The sequence below is a fragment of the Clostridium cibarium genome, assembly GCF_014836335.1.
Classification (GTDB): domain Bacteria; phylum Bacillota; class Clostridia; order Clostridiales; family Clostridiaceae; genus Clostridium; species Clostridium cibarium.
Genome location: NZ_JACSRA010000019.1, coordinates 29404 through 45516, shown reverse-complemented (window position 1 = coordinate 45516; position 16113 = coordinate 29404). Strand labels below are relative to the sequence as shown.

The 16113-nt window shown below is 29.4% G+C and carries 14 protein-coding genes; 9 read left to right on the top strand and 5 right to left on the bottom strand.

The annotated features are described in order from the left end of the window. Window positions 1-199: 199 nt before the first annotated feature. Together H9661_RS12200 and H9661_RS12195 are read left to right on the top strand one after the other, a co-directional pair. On the top strand, window positions 200-2170 hold the full coding sequence (locus tag H9661_RS12200; protein WP_191769078.1) for a methyl-accepting chemotaxis protein: 1971 nt from the start codon (window positions 200-202) through the stop codon (window positions 2168-2170). A gap of 142 nt (window positions 2171-2312) precedes the next feature. Continuing rightward, window positions 2313-2942, top strand: coding sequence for a hypothetical protein (locus H9661_RS12195; protein ID WP_143317226.1), 630 nt, complete (start codon window positions 2313-2315; stop codon window positions 2940-2942). A 68-nt stretch (window positions 2943-3010) separates the two neighbouring features. On the opposite strand, the gene H9661_RS12190 is transcribed toward H9661_RS12195, so the two are convergent. Further along, window positions 3011-3934, bottom strand: a complete 924-nt coding sequence (locus tag H9661_RS12190; protein WP_143317227.1) for a LysR family transcriptional regulator — start codon at window positions 3932-3934, stop codon at window positions 3011-3013. Window positions 3935-4056: 122 nt separating this feature from the next. Here H9661_RS12190 and asd point away from each other — a divergent pair, with 122 nt between their 5' ends. From asd to htpG, 4 genes are all read left to right on the top strand, one after another. Next, window positions 4057-5142 (top strand): aspartate-semialdehyde dehydrogenase, encoded by a 1086-nt coding sequence (gene asd, locus H9661_RS12185; protein ID WP_143317229.1) that lies wholly within the window; start codon window positions 4057-4059, stop codon window positions 5140-5142. Between the two features lie 260 nt (window positions 5143-5402). Then, entirely contained in the window at window positions 5403-5990 is a 588-nt protein-coding gene (locus H9661_RS12180) for a CDP-alcohol phosphatidyltransferase family protein (protein WP_143317230.1), read from the top strand. Window positions 5991-6131: 141 nt separating this feature from the next. Further along, on the top strand, window positions 6132-6458 hold the full coding sequence (locus H9661_RS19670; RefSeq protein WP_341480426.1) for a ferredoxin reductase domain-containing protein: 327 nt from the start codon (window positions 6132-6134) through the stop codon (window positions 6456-6458). A gap of 48 nt (window positions 6459-6506) precedes the next feature. Then, on the top strand, window positions 6507-8372 hold the full coding sequence (gene htpG / locus H9661_RS12170; protein WP_143317231.1) for a molecular chaperone HtpG: 1866 nt from the start codon (window positions 6507-6509) through the stop codon (window positions 8370-8372). A 43-nt stretch (window positions 8373-8415) separates the two neighbouring features. On the opposite strand, the gene H9661_RS12165 is transcribed toward htpG, so the two are convergent. After that, window positions 8416-9234 carry a YhfC family intramembrane metalloprotease gene (locus tag H9661_RS12165; RefSeq protein ID WP_191769076.1) on the bottom strand — a complete coding sequence of 273 codons (819 nt, stop codon included), beginning with the start codon at window positions 9232-9234 and terminating at the stop codon, window positions 8416-8418. Between the two features lie 152 nt (window positions 9235-9386). Further along, window positions 9387-12002: a calcium-translocating P-type ATPase, PMCA-type gene (locus tag H9661_RS12160; RefSeq protein WP_191769075.1), complete on the bottom strand. Its 2616-nt coding sequence runs from the start codon at window positions 12000-12002 to the stop codon at window positions 9387-9389. Window positions 12003-12156: 154 nt separating this feature from the next. On the opposite strand from H9661_RS12160, the gene H9661_RS12155 reads away from it, so the two are divergent. Together H9661_RS12155 and H9661_RS12150 are read left to right on the top strand one after the other, a co-directional pair. Then, the gene (locus H9661_RS12155) at window positions 12157-13044 is read left to right on the top strand and encodes a helix-turn-helix transcriptional regulator (protein WP_185966827.1); all 888 of its coding nucleotides are present in this window, start codon (window positions 12157-12159) and stop codon (window positions 13042-13044) included. A 63-nt stretch (window positions 13045-13107) separates the two neighbouring features. Beyond that, a complete protein-coding gene (locus tag H9661_RS12150) occupies window positions 13108-14178 on the top strand; it encodes a GyrI-like domain-containing protein (RefSeq protein ID WP_191769073.1) in 1071 nt (356 codons plus the stop codon). Between the two features lie 144 nt (window positions 14179-14322). On the opposite strand, the gene H9661_RS12145 is transcribed toward H9661_RS12150, so the two are convergent. Both H9661_RS12145 and H9661_RS12140 read right to left on the bottom strand, forming a co-directional pair. Next, window positions 14323-14766: a DMT family transporter gene (locus H9661_RS12145; RefSeq protein ID WP_143317239.1), complete on the bottom strand. Its 444-nt coding sequence runs from the start codon at window positions 14764-14766 to the stop codon at window positions 14323-14325. Between the two features lie 10 nt (window positions 14767-14776). Further along, window positions 14777-15202 (bottom strand): DMT family transporter, encoded by a 426-nt coding sequence (locus H9661_RS12140; RefSeq protein WP_423738987.1) that lies wholly within the window; start codon window positions 15200-15202, stop codon window positions 14777-14779. 101 nt (window positions 15203-15303) lie between these two features. Here H9661_RS12140 and H9661_RS12135 point away from each other — a divergent pair, with 101 nt between their 5' ends. Beyond that, complete coding sequence (locus tag H9661_RS12135; protein ID WP_207706243.1) at window positions 15304-15987, top strand: cyclic nucleotide-binding domain-containing protein; 684 nt, start codon at window positions 15304-15306, stop codon at window positions 15985-15987. Window positions 15988-16113 lie beyond the last annotated feature (126 nt).

The window sequence follows — 16113 nt, the reverse complement described above, 5'->3', positions numbered from 1 at the left end:
TTATTCTTGATTTAAAAGTGGCTTAGCCACTTTTTTTTGTCGTTAAAAATAATTATTTAAATTAATAAAGTATTATTTAAATAAATAAAGTGAATGTGCTTCTGAAATGTTATTAAGAATTTTCCGACAATATCCGATAAAATTGTGTTGGATATTTAATTATATACAACAAATTTAGCAGAATAAAGGAGAGCGACTTATGTTTAAAAATTTAAAGCTGGGAACGAAAATAATATCATTACTGATAACTCTTGTAATAATATCAGTAGGTATAGTTGGATTAATTTCAACGAATTCAGAAGTTTCCATTATTAATAAAAACTTGGAATATACCACAAAAGAGTTATCGGCAGGTTTAAGTCAAAGAATAGATGCATTTATAGGTAAACATGTCTCAGTATTAGAATCTATATCAAAATCTAATGATTTAAAGTTATATAATAACAATGATCAAAAAGCGTTACTTACTGAAATAGGGAAGGAATATACAGAGTTCTCACCTATATTTATAACAGATATTACTGGAAAACAGGTAGCAAAGTCAGATAGTAGTGAACTTCTTAATAACTCTGATAGAGATTACTTTAAAGAAGTAATTTCAAAGAAAAAAACGGTTATTAGTGATGTTCTTATTGCAAAAAGTACTGGAAAACCAACAGTAGTTATAGCAGTTCCAGTATTTAATTCTGAAAATAATTTAGTAGGAGTTTTATGCGGAACTTTAAAATTAGATTCAATAGAAGAAATGAGGCAAAATATTTTACTTGGAAAAACAGGATATGCTTTTGTAACAGATACTAAAGGGCAAATATTAGCACATCCTGACGAAAATATGGTTAAAGAAAGAACTAATCTATCAGACATACCAGTTGTGCAAAGTGCTTTAGCAGGAGAATCAGGAGCAAAAACATATGAATATGATAATGTTGAAACCTTTGGAAGCTACACAAGTATACCAAGCACACACTGGGCAGTTGTTGTAAGACAAACTCGTGATGAGGCACTTTCTTCTGTTACACAAACTAAAATGAAAATGATAGGTGTCATAATATCCACTCTAATTGTTACTATTTTAATAGGTTATTTCTTATCTAAAAGCATGGTAAAGCCATTATTAATATTAAGAGATGCTGCAAAAGAGCTAGCTAAAGGTAATTTGAAACATGATTTCAAAGTTACCTCAGGCGGGGAAATAGGAGAAGTATCTAAGTCATTTATAGAAATGAAAGAAGGTATTAAGAATTTAATAGTTCAAATTTCAGTAGCTGCTGATAATGTAACTAAATCTTCAGAGGAAGTGCTAGATTCAGCAAAACAAGCAGAAGTTGTGTCTACTCAAATTGCTGAAGCAACTGGTCAATTAGCTTTAGGTAGTGATGAACAAACTAAGAGTGTTGAAAGAACATTTGATTCAATGAATAATATTGTTAAAACTATTGATGATATTGCAGATAACAGTAATAACTCCCTTAAATCCTCATCTAAAGCTGAAAATTTAGTAAAGTCTGGTGTAGATATCGTAAATACTCAAGATCAAAAGATGAAAGATAGTACAGAGGCAGTTGGACAGGTAGCTGAAATCATCTATGTATTAAATGATAAGACTATTGAAATAGGCCAAATAATAGATGTGATTGAAAGCATAGCAGAGCAAACTAATCTTTTAGCATTAAATGCATCAATTGAAGCTGCTAGAGCAGGAGAACAAGGAAAAGGATTTGCTGTTGTTGCAGATGAGGTTGGAAAACTTGCAGAAGAATCCCAAAATTCTATTGTAAAAATCCAAGATATTATAAAGGATATAAGAAATACTACAGACACTGCTGTAAATGGTGCAAAATTTGCTACAGCTGCTATAAGTGAGCAAAATGAAGCCGTACAAAATACTTCTAAGATATTTAAAGATATTTTAGAAATAGTAGATGTTATAGCAGGTCAGATAGAAGAAATCACAAGTTCTACTGGTGGAGTAAGAACTGCAGGAGAAAGTATTCAACAAGATATGGAAAGAATTTTAGCTGTATCAGAAGAGACTGCTGCAAGCATCGAAGAAGTAACAGCTTCTACAGAAGAACAATCTGCTTATAGTCAAAAAATTGTAAGTGAAGTTGAAAAATTAACTGATATGTCCGATGAATTAAAAAACTACATTAAGACTTTCAAAATGTAAGGATTAGAGGAAGCTGTGTCAAAAGGCAAATATATTTTGTCTTTTGAATAGCTTTTTTTTATTAACAATATTGTCATTAAGTAAATATATAAACTATATACATATAGTAGGAAAAATTTTTAAGTGTATGGGAGTTGAAAATATGGTGGTTTGTGATGATATTGTTGCTTTAAAAAACTCAGAGGGATTTCTTGATATTTTTGATGAAAAGAAACACTATTATGGTGGTGATCAAAAATGGTTTAAGGAAGAAGCATTTAGAAGGGTTGGATGTAGCACTGTAGCAGCAGCAAACATAACTGCATATATATCTTTAAGGGATGGAGATAAGAAATTATACAAATTTAATGATATGAAAAAGGATAACTTTATAAAACATATGGAAAGCTTAGGAAAATATATTTATCCTGATGAAGTTCTAGGAACTATTTCATCATTATATTTTATGGATAGAGTTATAGACTTTGCAGAGGATAGAGGGGTAAGGGTAAAGTCAAATTGGATAACTACAGAATATGATTTTGATAAGTTAAAAGAATTTATAAAAGAAGCTTTAAGAAAAGATAGTCCGGTAGCTTTACTTATGTTAAAAAATAATGTATTAAAAGAATTTGATTGGCATTGGATGACTGTTACTAGACTTTTTGAGAATAATGATAAAACTTATTTAAATGTTTCAACTTGGGGAGAGAGAAAAGTTATTACACTTGAAGATTTTTATATTTATAGTCACTATGGAACTATGACATATTTTGATGTCATTATTTCCTGATGAGAAAAGCAAAGGTAGAACTTCTGCCTTTGCTTTTAGGTTTTCATTAATTTTTAATATATTTTATACTACTCACTAACACAGTTAAGATTATATTTTTCAATGTCTTTTGCCATTAATTTTTTTGAAAGCTTTAGAAATTCTTTTAAGGCTGGAGATATCCATTTATCCTTATGGTAGATAACCTGAGAAATAACTCCAAAATTTGGACCACACCAATTTAAAGGAATAAGCTTGCCTGACTTTACCTCGTCTACGACAGCTACTTCTGGTAATAAGGTTATTCCAAGTCCACTCATTGTAAATTGTTTAATAGCTTGAACACTTCCTGTTTCTAAAACTAAGTTTTGTTTTACATTATACTCATTTAAAATATTTTCAAAAGATGCTCTATAGCTGCAGCCTGTCTCTGTAAGTATAAGAGGCTCATTTTCAATATCCTTTGGAAATATTTCTTTTTTTTCTATTAGTGGATGTCCAGGGTACGCTAAAAGTAACATAGGTTCATCAAATTCAACTTCAGAAATAAATTCTTCAGAATCAATTTTTCTTCCAAGGGAAAAAGCTACGTCGATTATGTTGTCTTTTAAATAATGCCTAAAGTCAGCACAACTACCAAATTTTAATGATACTTCGACGCTAGGAAAAAGTTTTCTGTATTCTTTTAAAATTTCTGGAAGTCTTATTACACACAAAGATTCAGCAGCACCTATAGTTAGTGTGCCTTTTGGAGATTCTTCACTAAATACTACATTTTTAATATCTTGAGAAAGTTTAAGCATTTGTTTAGCATAAGGCAGGAGTTTTTTACCTTCGTGAGTTAGCGTTACGTTTTTTCCTATTCTATCAAAGAGCTTTACTCCAAGTTCATCTTCTAATTGTTTAATTTGAGTTGTAATTGTTGATTGAGCATAACCAAGTGTTGAAGCTGCTCCAGTAAAGCTTTGTAGTTTGCCTATTGTTAAAAATGTGTTAAGTTGACGAAAGTCCATTTAAAACACCTCCGTATCAAAAATTTTGAATATATCAATTTGAATTATCGATTTTACTAATATATATTTTCATGATATCATATATATGTAATGAAACACAAATTAATTTTGAGGTGGTAGTAATGAGCAATAAATTAAAAGTTGGGATTATAGGAGCTACAGGCATGGTTGGGCAAAGATTTGCATGTCTTTTAGAGAATCATCCTTGGTTTGAAATAGTAGTAGTTGCTGCTAGTAAGAGATCAGCTGGGCAAACTTATGAAGAAGCAGTTGAAGGTAGATGGAAGATGGCAACCCCTATTCCAGAAAATATTAAAAAATTAGTAATTAAAGATGCATATGAAGTAGAAGAAATTTCAAAATTGGTTGACTTTGTATTCTGTGCAATCTCCTTAGATAAAGAAAAAACAAAGCTTTTAGAAGAAGATTATGCAAAACATGAGACACCAGTTGTATCTAACAATTCTGCTAACAGAATGGTGGAAGATGTGCCAGTAATTATACCTGAGATAAATGGGGATCACGCAAAGGTTATTGAAGCACAAAAGAAACGTTTAGGAACTAAGAGAGGATTTATAGCAGTAAAACCAAACTGTTCTATTCAAAGTTATGTTCCTCCTATAAGTGCCTTAAAGAAGTTTGAACCAGTTGAGATATTAGCTTGTACTTATCAAGCAATATCAGGATCAGGTAAGACATTTAATGAATTCCCTGAAATTATTGACAATGTAATTCCATACATTGGTGGGGAAGAAGAAAAGAGCGAAAATGAACCATTAAAAGTATGGGGTAAGGTTGAAGATGGTAAAATAATTAGTGCAGAAAATCCTGTAATAACAACTCAATGTATAAGAGTACCAGTTTCTGATGGTCACTTAGCTGCAGTTTTTGTTAAGTTTAAAAATAAACCTTCAAAGGAAGAAATAATCGAAGCTTGGAATAACTTTAAAGCACCAGAACTTGCTTATAACCTTCCAAGTGCTCCAAAACAATTATTGCACTATTTTGAAGAAAGTGATAGACCACAACCAAAGCTTGATAGAAATTATGAAAATGGAATGGGAATCACTATGGGAAGATTAAGAGAAGATAAGGTTTATGATTATAAATTTGTTGGACTTTCTCATAACACTTTAAGAGGTGCAGCAGGTGGTGGAGTTTTATCAGCTGAATATTTAAAGGCTGCTGGATATTTAACAGCAAAATAATTAGGGAAAAGTTTATAGTAAAACTTTAAATATATTGTATTTAATACTCTTATTGTAGTGGTAATTGAAAATACCCTATAATAAGAGTATTTTTATTGTAATTAGTTATATTTAATAATGAAGTGCATAATAATAGTCTTGCATTTTCTCAGCAAATTTTAAGCTGACATTAAGGTTGGATTAATTTTGAAGTTATATAATTTGAGTATGAAATTATTTTAGATCAAATTTAAATTATATAGAGATTTAGGAGTGAAAGTATGAAGATTATGGGTAAATATATACCTAATAGTATTACAATAACAAGAATGGTTCTGACTTTCATATTTTTATATTTTATTTTGGAACAGTTTCAATATAAAAAAGACAATATTATAAGTTTAATTTTTGTATTCTTAGTTATTTGTATTTCAGATTTAGCAGATGGAAAAATTGCAAGAAGAATGGGGACAAGCTCTGTTCTAGGAGCAAAACTAGATGTATCTGCAGATTTATTATATATAATTATTTCTTATTCAGCACTAATAGTGGTTGGAATACTTCCAGTATGGTTTTTGATTTTTGTATGTTTCAAATTTATAGAGTTTACAGCAACATCAAAATTCATTAAATACTACAACCAAGAATCAAAGAATGTTTTTGTTTTTGATAAGATTGGGAGGAAAGTAGCAGCAATATTTTTTATTATTCCAGGCCTCGCATGTATTTCTAGATGTATGTTTGTAGATAATGGATTAAGTTTTGTTTATTGCATTTTGTATTTAACATGTGTAGCAGGGCTTTATTCTTCTATACAAAGAGTAAGAAGTTGTATTAAATTATATAATATTAGTATAAGTGGCAATTAATTTTTAATCTTATTAGCTTATGAAAGATGAAAAAACATTCATAAATTTATGCTAGTTGCCTATGCCATGGGTGTTTATCACTATTATGGAAGTGCAAATTATGATGTTTTCTCCATGGATCCTTTAAGAATATGATTAAATATTATAAATTGTATAGGTGATGAATTTGTTGTAACAGGGCCACATGGAAAGTTTGATTACAAAAAAGGAGTAAAAAATCAAATATGGATTGCTGGTGGAATAGGGGTAACACCTTTTAGAAGTTTCATACAAGCAGGTATACCAAAAGAATATTCGGTAGATTTTTTCTATGCATATAATAATGATAAAGAAGGTGCTTATATTGACGAATTAGAGATGTTAGCATGTAATGAAAATTTAATTATGAGTATTTTCAATTTAAATAAAATTGTTATAGTATACAAATATAAATCTTGTAATATGGATTTGATGATAAAGCTAGTTTGACATTTTAAGGGAAAATAATTAAAATAATTATTTAGGGAGGGATTAATTATGAGTAATAAAAAAGGAAACATTTCAATTCATACTGAAAATATTTTTCCGATTATAAAAAAATGGCTTTATTCTGATAAGGATATATTTATAAGAGAACTTATCAGTAATGGATGCGATGCTGTTAGTAAGTATAAGAGACTTGTTACAATGGGTGAAACAAATGGTATTGAAGGTGAAAACTTCAAAATATTAATTTCTGTGAACAAGGATAATAAAACACTTAAATTTACTGATAACGGTATTGGAATGACAGAGGAAGAAGTAGAAAAATATATAACTCAAATTGCTTTCTCTGGTGCAGAGGATTTCTTAGAAAAGTATAAGGAAAAAATCGGTGAAGAAAATGATATTATAGGTCATTTTGGTCTTGGTTTCTATTCTGCATTTATGGCAGCTGATAAAGTACAAATAGATACTTTATCTTATAAAAAAGATGCAAAGCCAGTTAGATGGATTTGTGAAGGTGGTACAGAATATGAGATGGATGATTCAGATAGAGAATCAAGAGGTACTACCATTACTTTATTTATAAATGAGGATAGTAAGGATTTCTTAGAGGAGTATAAGGTTCGTGAAATTATTTCTAAATACTGTGCATTTATGCCAGTTGAGATTTTCTTAGAAAATGAATGTGCAGAAAAGAAAGAAGGAGAAGAAGAAAAGTCTCCAGTAGCTATAAATGATGTATCTCCTTTATGGCTTAAGAAACCAAGTGAATGTACTGATGAAGAATATAAAGCCTTTTATAAGAAAGTGTTCCATGACTTTGAAGATCCATTATTTTGGATTCATTTAAATGTTGATTATCCTTTTAATTTGAAAGGTATTCTTTATTTCCCTAAACTAAAAAATGAATTTGAATTAGTACAAGGTGAGGTAAAGTTATTTAATAATCAAGTATTTGTGGCAGATAACATAAAGGAAGTTATTCCTGAATTCTTGCTATTATTAAAGGGAGCAATAGATTGTCCAGATCTTCCTTTAAATGTTTCAAGAAGTTTCCTTCAAAATGACAGGGAAGTAGGAAGGATATCAAAACATATAATAAAGAAAGTAGCAGATAAGCTTAATTCTATTTTTACAAATGAAAGAGAAAAGTATAATGAATTCTGGGATGATATACAAGTATTCATTAAGTATGGTTGTATAAGAGAAGAGAGTTTCTATGAAAAGATAAAGGACTCTATTATATTTAAAACTATAAATGATAAGCATGTAACTTTAAAAGATTATCTTGAAGCAGCTAAGGAAAAGCATGAAAATAAGGTGTTCTATGTTAGCGACTTAGAAAAACAAGCGCAATACATTAAACTTTTTAAGGAATATGGGTTAGATGCTATAATTTTAGCTACTCCTATAGATAATAATTTTATATCTTTCTTAGAGTATAAAGATACTGTTGTTAAGTTTAACAGAGTAGATTCTGATTTATCAGATGTATTAAAGGATAAGGAAGAAGTAGAAACATCTCAGGAGGAAAAGGACAAAATAGTTAAGGTGTTCAAAGATGTGATTGGTGAAAAAATGAAGGATTACAAAGTTGAAAGCCTTAAAAATGAGAATACTCCAGTAATGGTGTTAGTGTCTGAGTATTCTAGAAGAATGGCTGAAATGCAAGCTCAATTCGGAGGGATGTCTATGGGTATGAACTTCCCAGAAGAAAGAACTCTTGTAATTAATGAGAAAAATCCTATTGTACAAAAGGTTATTAACTTAAGTGAAGATGATGCTAATAAGGAAAGAGTAGAAAACATCTTGAAGCAAGTAGTTGACTTAGCTTTAATAGGAAATAAGGCATTAAATGCTAAAGAATTAGATGAATTTATTAAGAGAAGTAATGAACTTATGCTAGAACTTCTTTAGTATAAAATAAGACATACTCTTAGAGTATGTCTTATTTTTATATTTAAGAAATTTTGTCTAGATCATTGTTGTCTTTTTTCGAAAATTTTGGTCTTAGAAATTTAAATGCACAAGTTAAAATTAAACAAGCTTCTATAAAAATTATTAAATATAAGATGTATATATTGCTTATTGCACCTTTTTGGTAAAGTGCTGCAGGAATATCAACTATTGCATGTATAGCAATTGCTGCAAAAAAGTAAAGCTTTTTTCTTTCTTTTATTGCATATAGGACTATAATTGATAAACCAATTTGAATAGCTAATGCTAATACTCTTTCTATTCCAGGAGTGATCCATTGAAATACTGGGGTGTTTACATATTGATCTATTACCAGATTAATTTTAACTGTAGGAATTCCTGCTTTCTCAGAAATAGAAGTGAATTTCCCAGAATTAATTGCTAAAGAATTTGATATGGTACCAAGGGCTGCTATACCTCCAATTAAGATAGATTCTATAGAACCATGGCCTAGTCCATAGGATATACCATCTAAAAAGTTTCTATTTTGTTTAAGAAAATATTTAAAGGATATATATCTTGCACTTTCTTCAAAGATACCTGCAGCTAGTCCTCCGTAAATAGCATATGCTATAGCTGAGTTAGCAAAAAAGGCAGTAGTAGTAGGGTTAACATTTAAGAAATATAAATGTAGCAAGTTTTCTAATATTTCAGCTGAAATGAAAAAGGCTAAAACACCTACTAAGAAAGGTTTTAATGAAACCTTATACTTTTTCTTTACAAATATTATTAATGTGATTGGTAATATAACACTAAGAATAAAACTAAGAATCATAAAAAATATTGATGTTGAATTAACCATAAAAATACTCCTTACATAATAAATTTAGATTGATAAAATTGACATCTAGTTGTTTCTATCTCTATATATTGTAAAGCATGTTTCGTTAAAAAACAAAGACATTGAAAAAAACACTTGAGAGTTTATTCTCAAGTGTTTTATAGTTGATATTATTATTTTTTATTCTTTATTGCTATTTTTAATAATTCATTAACTATAAGAGGAACGGTAGAAATTAATATAGCTATTATCCAATCAGTTATAGTTAGCGGATAAACCTTAAATATATCTGCAAAGAAAGGAATTGTTATAATTATAAATTGAATTCCTAATCCCAATATAAAGGAACCAATTAAATATTTATTGCCGAAGATTCCTAGTTTAAATACAGATTTTTTTGTGCTTCGCATATTAAGAGAGAAGAATAGTTGCGATGCACTTAAAACCACAAAAGCTAAAGTTTGTGCATGTCTTAATGACCCGGGATAAATATTTTCACCAAATTTAAAAGCGATTAGGGTAAGTGCACCAATAAGTACTCCATTTACAGCTAAATACAATCCCATGTGGCCAGAAAATAGAGTTTCTTTAGGGTTTCTTGGAGGTTCTTCCATTACACTTTCATCCATAGGATCAACGCCTAAGGAAAGAGCAGGAAAACTATCAGTAATTAAATTAACCCACAATATATGAATAGGTAAAAGGGGAGAATTCCAGTTTACTAATATAGCTATGAATAAAGCAACTATTTCCCCAAGGTTACAGGAAAGTAGAAATATTATGGCCTTTTTAATATTATTATAAATATTTCTTCCTTCCTCGACTGCATTAACTATAGTAGAAAAATTATCATCGGTTAATATTATGTCAGCAGCACCTTTTGCAACGTCAGTACCTGTAATGCCCATAGCAACTCCAATATCTGCAGCTTTTAAAGATGGTGCATCATTAACCCCATCTCCAGTCATGGAAACAATATTACCATGGGATTTAAAGGCTTTAACAATTTTAACCTTATGCTCAGGGGAAACCCTAGCAAAAACCTTATAATTATTTACTATTTTATTAAATTCATTTTGCTCGTATTTATCTATTTCACTACCTGACATACATTCAGAAATATCTTCAGCCATATTTAGCTCGTTAGCTATGGCAAAGGCGGTATTTTTATGATCTCCAGTAATCATAATTGGTGTGATTCCAGCACCTTTACAAAGCTCTATAGAAGACTTAACCTCTTCTCTTGGAGGATCTATCATTCCCATAAGCCCAACAAATGTTAAGTTAGTTTCAAAATCATCTAAAGGAATGTTAGGGGTATCTATATCTTTATATGCTAATCCAAGAACTCTAAGAGCTTCATCGCTCATTTCATTAGATTTACTTAAGAGTTTTTCTTTAAGCTCTTCAGTTAATGGAGAAATTGTACCGTTAATTGATATATTAGTACAGATTTTAAATAAAGAATCAATAGCGCCTTTAGTAAAAACTTTATATTTGTTAGCATAGGAATTTAGTGTGGTCATGAGTTTTCTATCAGAGTCAAAGGGAATTTCATTAATCCTTTTATGTTCTTCATTTAATGGATCTTTAAATATATTAAATTTTATACCCACATCAAGTAATGCGATTTCAGTAGGATCCCCTGTTTTCGATTCTTCAGTAGAGGTAGCATCATTACAAAGTACCATACCTTCTACTAGGAGTTTACCTTCATTATTAGTAATATCTAAATTGTCTAAAATATCTAAGGTATCATTAAAAAAGGTCTTTTTTACAGTCATTCTATTTATGGTTAAAGTACCTGTTTTGTCCGAACATATAATAGATACAGAACCTAAGGTTTCAACAGCAGGTAGTTTTTTTACTATGGCATTTTCCTTAATCATCCTTTGAACACCTAAAGCTAAAACAATAGCAACTATAGCAGGTAACCCTTCAGGAATAGCGGCAACAGCTAGACTTAGTGCAGTTAATAACATCTCAAACCAATCTCTACCTTGAAACATTGAAATAGCAAAAATTAAAATACAAATACCTACAGCAGCAAAACCCAAAGTTTTACCAAGGCCAGCTAATTTCTTTTGAAGAGGTGTTGTATCGTCCTCTTCTTCATCCAGCATCTTTGCAATTTTTCCTATTTCAGTATTCATACCTGTATCAGTAACAATGCCTGAACCTCTTCCGTAAGTAGCTAAGGTGGACATAAAAGCCATATTCTTCATATCACCAATTTGAGGCTTTTCAGCTACAATCAATATATTAGCATCCTTATCAGAAGGAAGAGATTCACCTGTAAAGGCAGATTCCTCAATTTTAAGATTAGCACTTTCAATTAGCCTAAGGTCAGCTGGTATATATCTACCAGCATCTATTATTACAATATCTCCAACCACAACTTCTTCAGAGGGGATTTCTGTTAAAATTCCATCTCTTTTAACCAAAGCCTTTGGGGTACTTAATTGTTTTAAAGCTTCAAGAGCTTTTTCTGCCTTTGATTCTTGAACAACACCTATAATAGCGTTAATTAAAATAACTATCAAAATTATGATTGAATCACTTATTTCACCCATAAATCCCGAAATAATAGCAGCAGCTATAAGTATATAAATCATGGCGTCGTTAATTTGTGCTAGGAATAAAGCAAATAATGTTTTTTTCTTTTTTCCAGCCAATTTATTTTCGCCATCTCTATCTAATCTTCTTCGGGCTTCTGCTGAGGATAAACCTTCAACGGGATGACTTGATAATTCGATTATCACATCCTTGGGATCTTTATTAAACCACATAAAACCTCACCTCAATTTAATTATTATATAGTTAGGATATTGCTTTTGTTAATGTTTAATACATGGAAAATAGTTCAGCATATAGGCAATTTAGAAAATTAAATGATTTTTAATATAAGGTTAACGTGGTATTATTAATAGGAGGAGAATGGAAATGAAGATAGATAGGTTAATTAGTATTATTACAATTTTAAATAACAGAGGTAGAACTACGGCAAAAGAACTTTCAGATAGATTTGAAGTTTCAGTTAAAACAATACAAAGAGATATTATGGCAATAGATAGGGCTGGAATTCCAATAGTATCTTATCAAGGTAAAGATGGTGGATATGAAATATTAGAAAGCTATAGAGTTAGTGGAAGTGTTATGAGCCCGGATGATGTTTATATTATTTCTGAGCTTTTAAATGGAATTGGGAAATCATATAATTCTAAGCATTTAGAAAATTTAATAGAGAAGTTTAAAGCAATAGATACTAAAGAAACTTCAAATAGAATTTTAATAGATTTTTCTTCATGGGGAAGTGGAGATAAAACAAAGAAAAAATTAGAATTAATAGATAGAGCTTTTTCTGAAAAGAGAACTTTATCTTTCGAATATAGCAATATAAATGGAGAATTCTCTAATAGAGCAGTAGAGCCTATAAAATTGATTTTAAAAAGTATGAACTGGTATCTCTATGGATTTTGTCTTTCTAAAAATGATATGAGAATATTTAAAGTTAGAAGGATGGATAATATAAGTTTAGGAGAAAAGTACATTGTAGATAGAGAATATTCACTAGATGATATTTTTGATGACAGAGCAAAGGATATTATTAAATTAAAGCTAAAAGCTAATGAAGAGTTTATTAGAAAAGTTGATGATTACTTTGAAGAGTATAAAATAGATGGCAAAATTATTGAAGTTAGGTTACCAGAAGATGAATGGGTTTATAGCTTGATCTTAGGTTTGGGAAATAAGGTAGAGGTCATAGAACCAGAAAAGGTTAGAAATATTATAAAAAATAGAATAAAAGAAATGAACAATTTATATAAATAGGACACAATGGTGTCTTGTTTTTTTTATTATACTGATAATAGGAGAAGTATAGGAGGTAAATTTATGGGAGAGAAGTTAGATTTAAAAAAGGAAAACAAAGAACTTTACACAGGAAAGGATGGAGAAATAAAAGAAGTGTTTTGTAAGAAGGCTTTTTATATAACAATAGATGGAGAAGGTGACCCTAATACTAATGAGAAGTATAAAATGGCAATTGGAGCTTTATATAAGGTTGCATATTCTTTGAAATTTATTTATAAGAATAGAAACTTAGATTTTATGGTTATGCCATTAAGTGGACTTTGGTGGGGAGTTAATAGCGAGGAAAATAAGGAAGAATGGAAATGGAGAGCTATGATTGAAATACCTAACTATGTTGAAGAAGATGATATAGAGGTAGCTAAAGAAGAAGCTTATGTAAAAAGCAAAAATGAAGTGATAAAAGAAGTTTTGTATAGAGAAATGAATGAAAATAGGTGCTTCCAGCTTCTTCATATTGGACCATATAATAAGGAAAAGGAAAAAATCTCAGCGCTTCATAGGATTATAAAGGAAAAAGGTTATTCCATGAGAGGAAAACATCATGAAATTTATTTAAATGATGCAAGGAAGACTGAGGAGAATTCTTTGAAAACTATAATTAGGCAGCCTGTTTACAAAGAAGAGGAGGAGATCCTTAACTTTGAAGAAGAAAGTAGAGAATTTTTTGATAGACTTAGAAACAACAAAGTAATGGTTTTATCTACAGCAGATGGAGAGCGAGTCTCTTCAAGAAGTATGAGTATAATCATTTATAGTAGAAAGTTTTATTTTCAAACAGACAAGGAATTTAGAAAAGTTAAAGATATTAATAAAAATAGAAATGTAGCTTTGTGTGTGGATAATATTCAAGTTGAAGGTAAAATAGGAAAAATAGGTTCTATTTATGATGAATATTTCAAAGATTTTAAAAAGCTTTATAAGGAAAATTATTCTGGTTCATACAAGACTTATTCAAAACTTATGGAGAATAAAGTTTTTGAAATTATTCCTGAAATAATATCTTTATATGAATATGAAGGGAAAAATGTGTATAGAAAGTTTATTAATTTTAATAGAAAAGTAGCTTATAGAAGGTTGTATCTATCTTATTAATGTTTAGAAAGTAGAAATTAATAGAGAAGGTACAGGGTTAATATTAATGATATTCTTCAGAATACTACCATAAATATTCTGAAGAATATAAGAATATGCTGGTAAAATGCGGCTTTAGACATAGTGGCTGCATTTTATCAGCTTTTAATTTGCTTTAGACTCAGCTTCTTTCTTATCAACAAGTAAGTTATATCCAAGTCCAATTACAACTATAATTCCACCAATTACTTTTCCTAAGGATAATTGATTTAAAGAGAAGTAATCAATAAATATTCCTATAAATAATTGTCCAATAAATATAAGAAGAGCCATATAAAAGGCAGAAATTTTTTGAGCCACATGGTTTGAAATAGAAATAGAAATCACTCCAATAAGTCCTCCTAAATAAGCTAAAAAGGGTATAGAATTAAGAGAAATATTTAACGATTCTCTACTTATTACTAAAATAATAGTTGAAAATAATAGTCCAGTTAAAAAATTGTAAAATGTACTTTGAAAAAGTCCAATCTTCACGGCTAAATTTGAATTTATAATTCTAGAAACAACTATAGCAACTCCAGCTAAAATTGCAATTAATATATAAAGCATAAACCCTCCATTAATAAATAGTCATAATAATTATTCCAATAGATATAATTACTAGTCCAATTATTTTTTTCTTATTAAATTTATTTACCTTAACTCCAAGTAAGCCAAAGTTGTCTATTATTATAGAAGATAATGTCTGTCCTAATAATCCAAGAGCCATGGTTAAACTAGCTCCTATTGGAACAAAGGTATAGTTATTAAATAAAACTGTAAAAACACCAATAACTCCAGCACTATATAGGGTTAAGGGAAGAGTTTTATCAAAGGTTAGCTTAGTTTTTGTAAAGATTAATATAGCAACTACTCCTATAAGACCTACAAAATGAATTAAAACACTTGATATATAATTTCCTGTATATGTTGATAAAATACCATTAAGACTTGTCATAAGACCGATTAATGCGCCTATGATTATAGAATAAATATTGTACAAAATTTGTTTCCCTCCATTTCTATAAATAATCTATCATAAAATCATTGATAATTAATATGACATATGTCATATTAAACTTAGAATAAAAAATTATGAGGATGATTATGAATAAAATTAGAAGTAAAAAACTTAAATCTATGTATATAGAAAAATATAATATAAATGATGTATTTACAAATGATATGGAAAGTTTCATGGAGCTTTTATGTTTTAAAAAGAACGAGTATCTTTGTAGACAAAATGAAAAAATAAATTATCTTTTCTTTGCAGTTGAAGGAAGGCTAAAAGTATTTAAAACTCATAAGAACGGAAAAAATATACTATTATCCTTTAATCATCCACTTATGATACTTGGGGATTTGGAACTTATTAATTCTGAACTTGCTGATGCAAATATCCAGGCAATAGAAGATGCATACTGCATAGCTCTGCCTGTAGATAAGGTTCGTGAAATATTAATAAATGATTTAAAGTATTTAAGATATGCCTGTAATTCTATTAGTAAAAAGTTAAAAGAAACTTCTCAAAATAGTTCTATTAATTTAGTATATCCTTTAGAAAATAGGCTTGCTAGTTATATACTGGTTATGAAAGAAGAAGTAGATGGAAGTCTTAGATTTAATGGGAATCTAACTGAAATAGCTGAATTACTTGGAACTAGTTATAGACATCTATTAAGGACGCTAGAAGCTTTTATAAAAAAGGGAGCAATAAGGAAGAAGGAAAAATATTATGAAATATTAGATGAGGAGCTTTTAATAAAAATGTCAGCGGATTTATATAAGTAAATATTAAAGTATAAACAAAGGGAGCTTGGTATCCGGCGAAAGACAACCCAAGCTCCCCAATTAGCACTATTGTACCAACTGCTTAAATAGAATAACATAATTTATAAACATATACAAGAGAAATCT

Coding starts and splice junctions, on each gene's coding strand:
- H9661_RS12200 (WP_191769078.1), top strand. CDS start 200: ATGTTTAAAAATTTAAAGCTGGGAACGAAAATAATATCATTACTGATA.
- H9661_RS12195 (WP_143317226.1), top strand. CDS start 2,313: ATGGTGGTTTGTGATGATATTGTTGCTTTAAAAAACTCAGAGGGATTT.
- H9661_RS12190 (WP_143317227.1), bottom strand. CDS start 3,934: ATGGACTTTCGTCAACTTAACACATTTTTAACAATAGGCAAACTACAA.
- asd (WP_143317229.1), top strand. CDS start 4,057: ATGAGCAATAAATTAAAAGTTGGGATTATAGGAGCTACAGGCATGGTT.
- H9661_RS12180 (WP_143317230.1), top strand. CDS start 5,403: ATGAAGATTATGGGTAAATATATACCTAATAGTATTACAATAACAAGA.
- htpG (WP_143317231.1), top strand. CDS start 6,507: ATGAGTAATAAAAAAGGAAACATTTCAATTCATACTGAAAATATTTTT.
- H9661_RS12165 (WP_191769076.1), bottom strand. CDS start 9,234: ATGGTTAATTCAACATCAATATTTTTTATGATTCTTAGTTTTATTCTT.
- H9661_RS12160 (WP_191769075.1), bottom strand. CDS start 12,002: ATGTGGTTTAATAAAGATCCCAAGGATGTGATAATCGAATTATCAAGT.
- H9661_RS12155 (WP_185966827.1), top strand. CDS start 12,157: ATGAAGATAGATAGGTTAATTAGTATTATTACAATTTTAAATAACAGA.
- H9661_RS12150 (WP_191769073.1), top strand. CDS start 13,108: ATGGGAGAGAAGTTAGATTTAAAAAAGGAAAACAAAGAACTTTACACA.
- H9661_RS12145 (WP_143317239.1), bottom strand. CDS start 14,766: ATGCTTTATATATTAATTGCAATTTTAGCTGGAGTTGCTATAGTTGTT.
- H9661_RS12135 (WP_207706243.1), top strand. CDS start 15,304: ATGAATAAAATTAGAAGTAAAAAACTTAAATCTATGTATATAGAAAAA.